The sequence below is a fragment of the Kitasatospora sp. NPDC056783 genome, from assembly GCF_042789895.1.
Taxonomy (GTDB): domain Bacteria; phylum Actinomycetota; class Actinomycetes; order Streptomycetales; family Streptomycetaceae; genus Kitasatospora.
In genome coordinates, this window is the sequence record NZ_JBHUAF010000255.1 from 1 (window position 1) to 12,333 (window position 12,333).

Genomic DNA, 12,333 nt, shown 5'->3' on the forward strand with positions numbered 1-12,333 from the left:
CCTTCAGACGGGGGAACCGGGTGCGCAGCCCGTGCGCCGCCGCCTGCCGGGTGCGCACCACCGCGGCCCGGACGGCGGCGGCCGGCGCCGCCCCGGCCGGGCCGAGCAGTAGCCGCTGGTTGGGCAGCCGGTCCGGCCGCCAGCGCTGCTTGTACGGCTCCTGGCCGCGCAGCAGACCCAGCAGCGGGATACCCGCGCCGACCGTCTCGTCCAGCGCCGCGCCGAACAGCAGCCCGGCGATGTCCAGCCGCTCGCGCAGCACCGGGTGCGCCCCGTACATGTAGAGCCCGCCGAAGGACGGGCAGAGCAGCAGCAGGTTCACCGCGACCAGCTGGCCGTCCAGGTGGAACTGGTGGACGGCGGCCCTGCCGGTGGCGACCAGGCCGGTGGTGGACTCGGTCAGGTGCCGGGCGAACCGCTCGGTGCGGTGCTCGGGGGTGACGCCGCGCGCCTGCCACTGGAGGAAGTGCAGCCGCAGCAGCCCCTCCAGCGCCTGCGGCACCTCGGCCGCCGGGGTCGAGCTGACCTTCACCCCGGCCTCCGCGATCTTGCGGAGCTTCACCCGGCTGCGCTGGGCGGTCTTGCCGGGCACCCGCTTGAGCAGCCGCTCCATCGGGACGGCCGGCAGGTACTGGCAGAGCGAGTCCTGGTGGCGGCGACGGCTGCCGCGCCAGTGCTCGTACACCCGCTGCACGGCCGCCTCGGGGTGCACCTCGCGCAGTTCCAGCCAGTGCCAGGGGCGGGTGAGCGGGAGGGCCGCGGCGAACTCGGCGGCGGCCCGGTCGGCGCACTCGTCGTCGAGCAGGACGTCGGTGTAGTCGACCAGCCCGCCGCCGAGGCCGGTCAGGCCGCCAAACGGGCCGCCGCGCCGCCGGAAGGCGCCCGCCCCGACCAGTCGGCCGTCCCGGCGGACCAGCACCACGAGCAGGCGGCCGGGGCGGCCGTAGTGGCGCCACCAGGAGCGCTGCCAGTCGGCGGCCTGGAAGAAGGTGGCGGTCCGGCAGCGGGCGGCCAGGTCGTCCCACTCCTCGGCGAGGACGTCCAGGGCGTCGTCCTCGCCGCGCAGCTCGGTGGTCCAGGCCGGGGCCGTCGCCTGGGCCGGCAGGCCGGCACTGCGGGCCTCGGTGCTCATCGGCCGCTCCCGGCGGGGCTCTTCTCCTTGGTGACGGGCTGGGTCTTCGTGGCGGGCTTCGGGTCGGGAGCGGACTTCGGTTCGGGAGCGGACTGTCCCTCGGCGGAGGTCTGCTCCGGCACCGGGGGCTGCGCCGTCGCCGTGGGCGCGGCGGCGGGCCTCGGGCCGGTCTTCGGATCGCTCTTCCTGTCGGACTTCTCCTCGGACTTCGTCCCCCCTGACTCGGTCGCGGCCCCGCTGCGGGCCTCCGTCCTGGGTACGGCCCTGCCCTTGGACTCGGCCTTGGACTCGGCCTTGGACTCGGCCTTGGACTCGGCCTTGGACTCAGCTTTGGGCTCGGCCCTGGCCGGCTCCGCGCTGCGCGGGCGCGGCGCCGTCGGGGCCTTGGCGGACATCGGAGCGGCGGGAACCTTCGTTGCCAGAACCTTCGCGGCCGGAGTCCTCGCGGCCGGCGCCGAAGCGCCGGAGGCCTCCTCCACGGCGTCCGGAGCCTGCGCCGCCCCCGGTGCCTGCGCCGCGTCGGTGCTCCCGGCGTCCTCCGGCGCCCCGGCCGCGCCCCGGCGGCGGGCCATCATCGCGAGCGAGCCCAGCAGCAGCCCGGCCGCGGCGCCGACCGCGACGTCCAGCTTCCCGGAGGGCGTGGTCGGCTTGTCCGGCGCGGCGGCCGGGGCCAGGGTCACCAGCCGGACGTTGGTGTCCCTGCTGCTGGTGTTGGCGAAGGCGACCAGCGAGCGGGCCACCGCGTCGGCGGTCCGGGCGGCCTCCTCCGCGCGCCGCCCGGTGCCGGTGATCTCGATCATCGGGGCGTCCGGGGAGGTCGTCCCGTGCACCAGGGACTCCAGTTCGGAGCGGGTGCGGCCGGTCTCGGCGGCCGCCACGGCGAGCACCTGCGGCCGGCCGGCCAGCCGGCCGTACGCCTGGGCGAAGTTGGTCGCGAGCGCGGCCTCCCCGGGGTTCTGCGCGACCACGAGGACATAGGCGTTGGCGGCGTACGAGGGGGGCGCGACGACGGCGTACCCGGCGCCGCCCGCGGCGCCCAGCGGAACCGCGAGCGCCACCGGCCACCAGCGGCGGACCAGGCGGCGGGCGCTTCGGCGCGGTGTGGTCATGGGTGTTGCTCCTTGGGTCTGGTACGGCGGTTCCGGCGGTGGCGGGCGGTCAGACGCGGGCCAGCCGGTCGTAGAGGGCGCCCAGGTCGGCGGCGACCCGGACGATGTCGTAGTGGCCGACGGCCGGGGGGTGCGGCAGCGGGTCGGCGGTGTGCCCGCTGAGCGGCCGCAGGTCGCGCAGCGCGGCGGCGTAGGCGGCGCGCTCGGAGGGGATGCGGCGGGCCTGCGGGGCGGCGCTGGGCGGCAGTTCGTCGAGCGCCGGGCAGGCGCTGTGCCGCACCGGCAGCCCGGCCGCGAGGCCCTCCAGGACGCCGAGGCCGAAGGTCTCCGTGGCGGAGGGGGCGGCCAGCACGTCCAGCGCGGCCAGCAGTTCGGGCACGTCGTCGCGCTCGCCGGCGAGCACCAGCCGGTCCCGGACGCCGAGTTCGCCGGCCCGCCGCTCCAGCGCGGCGCGCTCCGGCCCCTCGCCGACCAGCACCAGCCGGGTGGCCGGGTCGAGGTCGGCGAGCGCCTCCACCAGCACCTCGAAGCGCTTGCCGGGGACCAGCCGGCCCACCCCGCCGACCACCCAGCTCCGCTGCGGCAGGCCGAGTTCGGCCCGCAGCCGGCCGCGGACGGCGGCCCGTTCGGCGGGCGGGAGGAGGTAGCGGGAGGTGTCGAGGCCGTTCGGGATCAGCTCGATCCGGGTCGGCGGGACGCCCCAGGAGCGCAGCGTCTGGGCGACCTGGCGGGAGACCGCGACGGTGGTGCTGCCGAGCCGTTCGGCCGCCAGGTAGAGACCCTTGACACCGCGGGTGACCGGCCGGCCCTCGATCACTCCGTCGTGCAGCGAGTGCTCGGTGGAGACCACCGCGCGCACCCCGGCCAGCCGCGCGGCCGCCCGGCCGTACAGCTGCGCCCGGTAGAGGTGGGTGTGCACCAGGTCGTACCGGCCGGCCCGGACCAGCCGGACCAGCCGGGGCAGCGCTCCGAGGTCCCGGTTGCCGCGCATGCCGAGGTGGTGGACGGTGACGCCCTCGGCGCGCAACGCGTCGGCGACCGTGCCGGGGCTGGTCAGGGCGAGCACCTCGCACTGCTGGTGGGCCGGCAGGTGCCTCAGCAGCAGCTGGAGCTGGCGTTCGGCGCCGCCGGAGGCCAGGCCGGTGACGATGTGCAGCACCCTCACGGCCGGTGCCCCCCGCGCGCGTGGCGCAGTTCGGTGACGGCGTCGCGCAGCCGGTGCCGGCCCTGCTTGGCGCGCAGCCGCCAGGCGCCGTCGCGGTCGCCGACGTAGCAGCGGGGCAGGGCGAAGCGGCCGGTGAGCGGGGAGTGGGCGATGGCGCAGGCGTAGTCGTACCCGGCGTCGCGCACGGCCAGGGTGGCGGGCCGGTCGACGGCGCCGTAGGGGTAGCAGAACCCGGTGACCGGGCCGCCGACGGCTTCCTCCAACAGGCGTCGGCTCTCCCGGGCCTGGCGGGCGAGGGCCGCGGCGGGCAGGCCCGGCAGCGATTGGTGGCCGAGGCCGTGCGAGCCGATCTCCCAGCCGGCGGCGGCGAGTTCGGTCACCTCCTGGACGGTGAGCAGCTTCTTGCGCGGGCCCTCGGCGTCCCAGTCGTTGTCCCGGCCGAGCAGGTCGGCGACGACGTACGCGGTGGCGGTGAAGCCGTACGCCTGGAGGATCGGCACCGCGTACCGGGCGAAGTCGGCGTAGCCGTCGTCGAAGGTCAGGCCGACCAGCCGGTCGTCCCGGCCGAGGGCGCGGGCCCGCATCAGCTCGCGGACCGAGACGCCGCGCCGTCCGCGCCGGTGCAGCCAGGCGATCTGTTCGGCGAACCGCTCGGGGCTGACGGTGAGCCGGTAGGGGTCCTCCTTCTCGACCGCCACCGAGTGGTACATCAGGATCCACGGCGAGGCGAGCCCGGGGACCGGTGGTTCGCCGGCCGGGCGGCGGCTCATGGGCAGTCGTGCCCGGTGCGGCGGTGCGTCGCTGACGCTCGCCTGGGCCGAACGGACGGTGCCCCGTTCATTGTCCATGGGGACGCTTCCCTTCTTCGGCGACGGTTTCCGGGTTCCGGACGGGCTTCAGGGCCCGGGCGACGGCGAGGACCGGGCCGCGCACCTCGCGGGCGCCGAGCCCGGTGCCGAGGGCGGCGAAGGCCAGCGCCACGGTGAGGCCCCCGAGGAGGGTCGAGAGCAGCGGGTCGGCGGCCAGAGCGGCGGTGCCGGTACCGAGCAGGGTGGCCCCGGCGGCGGCGGCCACCAGCCGAGCGTGGCCGCCGAGCACTCGGCGCAGCCGCAGCGGGATGCCGCGCAGCACCAGGCCGTGCAGCAGCAGGGCGGCGACGGCGGTGATGCCGGCCGCGTTGCCGGCCGCGAGCCCGAGGGCGCCGAAGCGGGGCGTGGCGAGCAGTCCGGTGGTGACGGTGACGCCGAGGCCGAGCAGCATCGCGGCGACCGGGTACCAGTCCAGCAGCCGGCGGCGGCCGTCCTCGCCGCCCGGGTCGTCGGCGCGGCGGACCACCGGGCACAGCGAGAAGTACGGGCGGATCATCACACCGATCAGTGCCTGGGCGGGCAGGCCGAAGCTGTACACCCGGATGACCTCGGCGGTGGCGGCGGTGTCGTGCGGGCCGAAGGCGCCGCGTTCGAACAGCAGTGAGACCACCGAGGGGGCGCAGGCCATCAGGCAGGCGGTACCGAGCAGGACGACGGCGGCCGCCTGGCCGAGGTCCTTCTCCACCCGGTCGCGGGCGGCGGTGAGGTCTCCGGCGGCCAGGGCCCGGGCGACCAGCGGGAAGGTGACGGTGCAGATCAGGATGCCCGCGGTCATGGCGAGCTGGGAGACCTTGGCGGCGTAGTTGAGGTGCGAGATGGTGCCGGGGGGCAGCTCCGAGCCGAGGTAGCGCTCGACGAAGACCTGGCACTGGCGGGTGAGGGTGAAGGCGGCCACCGGCAGCAGGGCCAGCGGCATCAGCACCAGGGCCCGGCGCGAGCGGCGGCCCCGGCCGGTGGCGAGGCCGGTGGCAGTGCCGGTGCCGGTGCCGGTGGCAGTGCCTGGCGGGCCCTGGCGCAGCCGGCGCAGGAACGGGCCGACCAGCAGGCCGGCCATCAGCAGGCTTCCGGCCGCCACGCCGAGGGCGGCGGAGCGCACGCCGAGGAACGAGTGGAGGCAGAGCAGCACGGCGAGGATGCCGAGGTTGTGGGCGACGTAGATGCCGGCCGGGGCGGTGAAGCGGTGGTGGGCGCGCAGCGCGGCGGCCAGGTAGCCGGCCACGCCGAAGGGCAGCACGGTGATCGCGGTGATCCGGGTGCAGGTGACGGCGAGGCTGGGGTCCGGCAGGCCGGGGGCGAGGAGTTCGACCAGTTGCGGGGCGCCGAGGGCGGTGGCCAGGGCGAGGCAGCCGAGCGTCATCAGCAGCCAGGGCAGGGTGGCACGGACGAGTTGGCGGACCGGGTCGGGGGCGTCCGGGTCCTCCTCGCGCAGCACCAGGGCGAGGGCGAAGGCGGGCACCATGAGGAAGGACATGGCGTCCTCGATCAGCAGTGGTGCGGCGGTCTCGGGGACGGTCCAGGCGACCAGGAAGGCGTCGGTTCCCTGGTTGGCGCCGAAGTAGCGGGCCAGCAGGAGGTCGCGCAGCAGGCCGAGGCCGGAGCCGGCGGCGCTGAGGACGGCGGTGATGCCGAAGGCCTTGGCGAGGAAGCCCCGCCGGGGGGCCGGGTGGGGCGCGGTGGCCGGGCCGTCGCCGGCGGCGGCGGTGCGCGGGGCCGGGACGGAGGAGGTCAGGGCGGCCGGCTGGTCGGTGGTCACCGGGCCGCTCCGGTGGGCGCCGGCTCGTCGGCGGACCGCTCGGGGCGGGCGGCGGGGCACCCGGAGCCGTCCTCCGCGGCTCGGGCCACGGGGCGCCCGGAACCGTCCTCGGCCGCTCGGGCGGCGAGGCCGAGGACGACGGAGGTCAGCACGGTGGTGGTGCCGCCGATGTCGGCGTACAGGAAGTCGAACAGCACCCAGGTGAGCAGGGCGAGCGCGGCGAGCCCGGGGCCACGGCGGTGGCGCAGGCAGCCGAGCAGGAGGGCGAGGAAGAGCGCGGCGTACGCGGTGATGCCGATCAGGCCCTGCTCGCTGAGCACCAGGAAGTACATGTTGTGCGGGGAGAGCAGCGGTTCGCGCTGGAAGCCGATGGTGGCGTCGGCGGCGTCGCTGCCGGAGGACAGCCGCAGCGGGGCGTGGCTGTCGCGCAGTTGCTGGAAGGCCTTGGGCCCGGCGCCGTGGACGGGGTGGTCCTGCCAGATCCGTCCGGCGGTGGCCCACAGGTCGTAGCGGTCGGAGACGGACTGGTCGGGGGCCGCGGAGACGGAGCCGATCGAGCTGAGCCGCTTGGTGACGCCGGAACCTCCGAGGCCGAGTCCGCCGACCAGGACGACCGCGGCGGCCAGGCCGAGGACGGCTCCGCGCGCCAGCAGCCGGGCGTCGGCTCGCAGCAGCAGCACGGTGGCGGCGAGCCCGGTGGCGATCCAGCTGCCGCGGCTGAAGGAGACGGCCAGCGGGAAGGTGAGGAAGGCGGCGGAGGCGAACATCGCGCGGCGCAGCCGGGCGTTGCCGCCGGGTCGGCGCTCGGCGAGGGCCAGGGCGAGGGCGGCGAGCAGTCCGTAGCTGACCACGCTGGACATCGCCATGATGTCCAGCGCGCCGAAGGTGCCGACGGCCCGGATCGGCTGGCCGGTGTAGGAGGCGCCGGTGTGGGTGAGGTACTGCTCGGCGCCGACCGCGCCCTGGATCAGCGCGGCGAGGACGAAGGAGCCGAGGACCAGCCGCTGGTCGGTGCGGTCCCGCAGTGAGCAGAGCACGGCGGCGGGGACCAGGACGAACACCTGGGTGAGCCGGACGAAGCCGGTGACGCTCGCCGTGGGGTCGGTCGAGCCGAGGGTGGCGACGGCGGCGGCGACCACGACGGCGCCGAACAGCGCGCAGGTGGTGCGGCTGATCGCGGGCAGCCGTCCGCGCAGCAGGTTGAGCGCGGTGAGGGCGACCAGCGCGAGCGAGGCCAGGTCGGCGGCGGTGATGTGGACGGCGGCGGCGACGTCCTTCTCCCCGGTGGGCACGCAGACCAGCAGGACGGTGGCGGCGGCCAGCGGGCTGGTGCGGTCCGCGAGTGCGGGCAGCGCCTTCGGTAAGGCCGGGCGGGGGAAGGCCGGGATGGTCAGGGCCACGCGGGGTCAGCTCCCGTCCGGGCGGAGCACCAGGACCGCGGTGCGGCACAGGATCTTGACGTCCTGCCAGAGGCTCCAGCTCTCGATGTAGCGGTTGTCGAACCGGGCCCGGTCCTCGATGGAGGTGTCCCCGCGCAGGCCGTTGACCTGGGCCAGGCCGGTGAGGCCGACCGGGACGCGGTGGCGGTCGGCGTACTCGGGGTAGGCCTGGCCGAACCGCATGACGAAGTAGGGGCGTTCGGGGCGGGGGCCGACCAGGCTCATGTCGCCGCGCAGGACGTTCCACAGCTGCGGCAGTTCGTCCAGTGAGCTCTTGCGCAGCAGCCGGCCGACGGTGCCCATCCGGTGGTCCTGGGAGATGTTCCAGCGGGTGGCGGACTCGTGCTCGTTGTTCGGGCGCAGGGTGCGGAACTTGAGGACGGTGAAGACTCGGCCGTCCAGCCCGGTGCGCTGCTGGCGGAAGAGCACGCCGGGGCCGGTGTCGAAGCGGACGGCGAGGGCGCAGAGTGCCAGCACGGGGGTGAGCAGCAGCAGGCCGATCGCGGCCGCGGTGACGTCCAGTGCGCGTTTGACGGCCCAGCCGGGGCGGCTCCTGGCCGGGCGGCCGACCCGCAGGCAGGGGAAGCCCCACAGGTGGTCGGCGCCGGCGATCGGGGCGGCGGGCAGCGAGCCGTACTCGCGCAGCGCGGGCACCAGCCAGACCTGGCAGCCGAGCCGGGCGGCGTCGCGCAGGGTGGCGGCGGTCTCGGCCTCGTCGGCGGCGCCGGCGGTGGCGATCACGTGCTGGACGTGGTGCCGGCGCACCTCGCGTTCCAGTGCCTCGCGTCCGCCGAGCACGGGCAGGTCGGTGTCGCCGGGCAGCAGCGGCGGGTCGGCGTCGAGGAAGCCGACCGGGCGCATCCCGTACTCGCGGCGTTCGCGCAGGGCGGCGGCGACCCGGCGGCCGAGTCGGCCGGCGCCGAGCACCAGGACGGCGCCGGGGTGGCCCCGGCGGATCCGCCGGACGAGGTGGTAGAGGACGGCGCGGCCGATGGAGGCGATCAGCAGTTGGGCGCCGAGCAGGACGGCGAGCCGGGCGGGGGTGGCCGGGCCGCAGTCGGGCCAGCGGCCGCCGAGGCAGCCGGACAGGGTGACGGCGAAGGCGGTGGCGACCACGGCGCGGGCGGCCAGTGCGGGCAGTTCGTCCAGGACGGACAGGGTGAGCCGGGTGCGGTAGAGGCCGCCGGTCAGGTTGAGCAGGAGCAGCAGGGGCAGGACGGCGGGGACGCCGAGCAGGGGGTCGAGCGGGGCGGCCGGGTCGAAGGCCCGGTTGGCGATGCCGCCGGCGGAGCACAGTGCGATGGTGTCGGCCTGGGCCAGGGCGAGCGACAGGGCCAGCCGGGCGCGGACCGTCCCACGGGGCCGGCCCAGCGGCGGGACCGCGTGGGAGCGCTCCGCTTCCGCCGGGCGGTCGAGCAGCCCGGTGCCGGGCCGACGGGGGCCGAAGAGGGGCCCGCCCGCTCGCGGCACACTGTCGTGGTCAATGGTCATCAGCGCACGATCTCCCCTGCTGTGTGCCCGGGGTGACGCTGCCCCGGCACCGGTTGGCGCGGGGCGGCCGTCCCGGCTCGATGGGCGCGGTCCTGACAGCACCTGCTGCCGCTGGTCGCTTTCGGACGTCCGGTGGCGGGGCTGATCGCGGCGGGAGCGGCCGCGAGGGAATCGGCCGTCGAGAAATCGGTCGCGAGGGGCTCAGCCGTGAATTTCCGGCACGGAATCCGAACGAAGCAGGCAAAATCCGACAATACCGAACCAGGCCCTACAGGACGGAAGTTGACTTGCCGTTTCATTCCAGCCGCCCATTAATAGGTATTTCGGATATGAATCCTCGCCCCATATCCGGCCGAGGGCGCGAATACGACAGCGCCGGAAACGGCGGTCATTCACGGCATGTGAAACGATCAGATCCGCTCCGGGACACGGGCCCGGCGCCGCCCCGCCGTTGGGCCGGCGCCCAGCAGGTGGCGGTAGAGGGCGTCCACCTGTTCGACCACCGCGCGCACGTCGTGGCGGTCGGCCACGTGGTCACGCAGCCGGGCGCCGCGCCGCTCACATTCGATCGGATCGGACAGCGCGTCCCCCATACGGGTGGCGAGGGCCGCCGGGTCCTCGGGCGTCACCACCGCGTGCGCGAGTTCGGACGCCGGCAGGCACTCCCGGGCGCCGGGCACATCGGTCAGCAGCACCGGACGGGCCGCCGCCATCGCCTCCAGCGGGGCCAGCGCCATCCCCTCCCAGCGCGAGGGCAGCACCACCAGATCGGCCGCCGCCAGCCACGGGCGAGGGTCCGGCACGTCCCCGACCAGCCGCACCCGGGCCGGCCCGGCGCTCCCCCGGACCAGCTCCGCGATCCGCTGCTCCTCCGGACCGCCGCCGACCAGCGCCAGCCGGGCCCCCGGCACCCGGCGCAGCACCTCCGGCCAGGCGGCCAGCAGCACGTCCTGGCCCTTCTGCCGGCACAGCCGCGCGACGCACACCGCGAGCGGGGCGTCCAGGTCCAGGCCGAGCGCGATCCGGGCGGCGCGGCGGTCACCCGGCGCGTAGTGGCGCAGGTCCACGCCATTGGGCACCACCGCCCAGTCGGCGTGCACCCCGGCCGCCACGCCGTCGGCCCGCTCCTGGACGCTGACGCACAGCACCCGGTGCGACCAGCGGGTAGCGAAGCGCTCCCAGCGCAGGGTGGCGGCGGCGAGCGCGCCGTCGACGGCGGCGAAGGACCAGGCGTGGGGCTGGAAGACCGTCGGCACCGCGCCCCGCACGGCGAGCCGGCCGGCCAGTCCGGCCTTGGCGCTGTGCAGGTGGACCACGTCGGGCGCGGCCGCCCGGACGATCCGGCGCAGCCGCCAGGCCTCGGCCGGGGTGCCCGGGCCGGGCGGGCGCCGGGCGGGCCAGTCCTGGACCAGCGCGCCCGCCGCGGCGCTCTCCTCGGCCAGCCGCCCGCCGCCCGGGCAGGCGACCAGCACCCGGTGACCGGCCTCCCGCTGCCCCCGGACCAGGTCGGTGACGACGCGGGCGACTCCGCCGTCCACCGGCTGCGAGATGTGAAGGATCGTCATATGCACGGCGGCGAGCCTAGGGTGGCTCCCCCGCGCCGGGGGCCCGCGTCACCCACAGGTGGCGGTTCGGCCACCCGTACGGCTTTCGGCTCGTACGGGTGGCCGAACCGCTCGAATTCCCGGGCGATTCGCGCGCTCCGGTGGGGGCGCGGCGGGCCCGGCGGATCTCCGGGATGCTCCACGGAGACCGGAGGCCGGCGGAGTCCGGCGGAGTCCGGCGGCTCGGCCGAGCTCGGCGGTTCAGCGGACCTCGGCGGCTCAGCGGACCTCGGCGGCTCAGCGGACCTCGGCGGCGAGGTTGGCCAGCACCTGGTCGTGGATCCGGTTCAGGCCCTTGGGAGCGAAGGTCCGCTCGAAGAAGCCGCCGATGCCGGTCGCACCCTGCCAGGTGGCGGACACGGTGACCTTGGAGCGGCCCTCGCCGACGGCCGAGACGGTCCAGGTGATCACCATGCTGGAGTTGGCGTCCTTCTCCACCAGCTGGTCGGGCTTGGGCGCCGAGACGGTGAACAGGCAGTCGCGCACCCGCTTCTCGGTGGCCTGGAGCCTCCAGTGCACCTGGGTGCCGGCGCCGGTGCCGCCGACCCGCACCTCGTACTCGCTGTACTGCGCGGGCAGCAGCTTCGGGCGGGTCACCTGGTAGTCGGCCAGCGCCTCGTACACCCGCTCGGGCGCGGCATCGTAGACCCGCTCGGTGGTGGCCTGCACCTGTCCCATGACCTTGCTCTCCTCGTGTGGTGGGTTCCGCTCTGTCCGGCAAGCCAATCACAGGGTCGCGCCCGGGACGCGGCGGGATAGGGTGACCGGTGTGCTCGATCTGGTGACTGCTGTGCGCTACGTCGACCCGCTGCGGGCCGGTGGCTCCGTCCCCGGTGTGGTGGAGACCGACGACCTGGGAACGTACGTGGTCAAGTTCACCGGCGCCGCGCAGGGGCGCAAGGCGTTGATCGCCGAGGTGATCGTCGGCGAACTGGCCCGGCGTCTGGGCCTGCGGGTGCCCGAGCTGCGGCTGGTGGACTTCGATCCGGTCGTCGCCGCGGACGAGCCGGACACCGAGATCCAGGACATGCTCAAGGCCAGCGCCGGCCTCAACCTCGGGATGGACCTGCTGCCCGGCGCGCGGGACTTCCGGCCGGGGATGATCACGGTGGACTCGGCCGAGGCGGGCCGGGTGGTCTGGCTGGACGCCCTGACCGGCAACGTCGACCGCACCGTGCACAACCCCAACCTGGTGGTCTGGCACGGGCGGCTCTGGCTGATCGACAACGGCGCCGCGCTGATCTTCCACCACCGCTGGGCGGGGGCCGAGGCGGCGGTCGGCAAGCGGTACGACCTCAGTGCGCACGCGCTCGGCGGCTCGGCCCCGGACGTCCGGCTGGCCGACGAGGAACTCGGCCCGCTGGTCACCGTGCCGCTGCTGGAGGAGGTGCTGGCGCTGGTCCCGGACGAGTGGCTGGCCGGCGAGCCCGGCTTCGACTCGGTGGACGCCGTCCGCCACGCGTACGTCACCCACCTGGCCGCCCGGGCGGTGCTCTCCGAGGAGTGGCTGCCGGAGGGTTTCGCCACGCCCGAGCAGCTGCGCGAGGCGGAGCGGCGGCGGGCGGCCCGGACCAGGGCCGGGCGGCCGGCCTGGCTGCGGGAGGTACCGGACCTGCACGGCAAACCGTCGGTGGAGACGGTCTGGGAGCACCACTTCGACGAGGAGCGGTCCGACCCGGACTAGGCACGGCCCGGGTCGGACGCGGTCCGGTCCGGTCTGCGTCCGGTCCGGTCCGGGTCCGCTCGGCGAACCGGCCGCGGGCCCGGAACG

Annotated in this window: 10 protein-coding genes; 1 reads left to right on the forward strand and 9 read right to left on the reverse strand. The window is 75.8% G+C overall.

The window, feature by feature from the left end; all coding sequences use genetic code 11:
• From ACFRMQ_RS28410 to ACFRMQ_RS28450, 9 genes are all read right to left on the reverse strand, one after another.
• Window positions 1-1,132 (reverse strand): GNAT family N-acetyltransferase (locus ACFRMQ_RS28410; RefSeq protein ID WP_380733519.1); only part of this gene is annotated, 1,132 nt, incomplete at its 3' end.
• Window positions 1,129-2,241: a Wzz/FepE/Etk N-terminal domain-containing protein gene (locus tag ACFRMQ_RS28415; RefSeq protein WP_380733520.1), complete on the reverse strand. Its 1,113-nt coding sequence runs from the start codon at window positions 2,239-2,241 to the stop codon at window positions 1,129-1,131. The genes ACFRMQ_RS28410 and ACFRMQ_RS28415, both read right to left, overlap by 4 nt.
• A 49-nt stretch (window positions 2,242-2,290) precedes the next feature.
• Complete coding sequence (locus ACFRMQ_RS28420) at window positions 2,291-3,406, reverse strand: glycosyltransferase (protein ID WP_380733521.1); 1,116 nt, start codon at window positions 3,404-3,406, stop codon at window positions 2,291-2,293.
• Window positions 3,403-4,254 carry a polysaccharide deacetylase family protein gene (locus ACFRMQ_RS28425; RefSeq protein WP_380733522.1) on the reverse strand — a complete coding sequence of 284 codons (852 nt, stop codon included), beginning with the start codon at window positions 4,252-4,254 and terminating at the stop codon, window positions 3,403-3,405. Before ACFRMQ_RS28425 ends, ACFRMQ_RS28420 begins: the two co-directional genes overlap by 4 nt.
• A complete protein-coding gene (locus tag ACFRMQ_RS28430; RefSeq protein ID WP_380733523.1) occupies window positions 4,244-6,028 on the reverse strand; it encodes a lipid II flippase MurJ in 1,785 nt (594 codons plus the stop codon). Before ACFRMQ_RS28430 ends, ACFRMQ_RS28425 begins: the two co-directional genes overlap by 11 nt.
• Complete coding sequence (locus ACFRMQ_RS28435; protein ID WP_380733524.1) at window positions 6,025-7,428, reverse strand: O-antigen ligase family protein; 1,404 nt, start codon at window positions 7,426-7,428, stop codon at window positions 6,025-6,027. The genes ACFRMQ_RS28430 and ACFRMQ_RS28435 overlap by 4 nt, the downstream gene beginning before the upstream one ends.
• A 6-nt stretch (window positions 7,429-7,434) precedes the next feature.
• Window positions 7,435-8,958 carry a sugar transferase gene (locus ACFRMQ_RS28440; RefSeq protein ID WP_380733525.1) on the reverse strand — a complete coding sequence of 508 codons (1,524 nt, stop codon included), beginning with the start codon at window positions 8,956-8,958 and terminating at the stop codon, window positions 7,435-7,437.
• 410 nt (window positions 8,959-9,368) lie between these two features.
• The gene (locus ACFRMQ_RS28445; RefSeq protein ID WP_380733526.1) at window positions 9,369-10,523 is read right to left on the reverse strand and encodes a glycosyltransferase; all 1,155 of its coding nucleotides are present in this window, start codon (window positions 10,521-10,523) and stop codon (window positions 9,369-9,371) included.
• 276 nt (window positions 10,524-10,799) lie between these two features.
• Window positions 10,800-11,240: an SRPBCC family protein gene (locus tag ACFRMQ_RS28450; RefSeq protein ID WP_380733527.1), complete on the reverse strand. Its 441-nt coding sequence runs from the start codon at window positions 11,238-11,240 to the stop codon at window positions 10,800-10,802.
• A gap of 91 nt (window positions 11,241-11,331) precedes the next feature.
• Between ACFRMQ_RS28450 and ACFRMQ_RS28455 the strand changes: the two genes are divergently transcribed.
• Entirely contained in the window at window positions 11,332-12,246 is a 915-nt protein-coding gene (locus tag ACFRMQ_RS28455) for a HipA family kinase (RefSeq protein WP_380733528.1), read from the forward strand.
• Window positions 12,247-12,333: the final 87 nt, after the last annotated feature.

Excerpts from the sequence above, each read along its gene's own strand:
- ACFRMQ_RS28415 (WP_380733520.1), bottom strand. The coding sequence starts at position 2,241 with ATGACCACACCGCGCCGAAGCGCCCGCCGCCTGGTCCGCCGCTGGTGG.
- ACFRMQ_RS28425 (WP_380733522.1), bottom strand. The coding sequence starts at position 4,254 with ATGGACAATGAACGGGGCACCGTCCGTTCGGCCCAGGCGAGCGTCAGC.
- ACFRMQ_RS28440 (WP_380733525.1), bottom strand. The coding sequence starts at position 8,958 with ATGACCATTGACCACGACAGTGTGCCGCGAGCGGGCGGGCCCCTCTTC.
- ACFRMQ_RS28445 (WP_380733526.1), bottom strand. The coding sequence starts at position 10,523 with ATGACGATCCTTCACATCTCGCAGCCGGTGGACGGCGGAGTCGCCCGC.
- ACFRMQ_RS28450 (WP_380733527.1), bottom strand. The coding sequence starts at position 11,240 with ATGGGACAGGTGCAGGCCACCACCGAGCGGGTCTACGATGCCGCGCCC.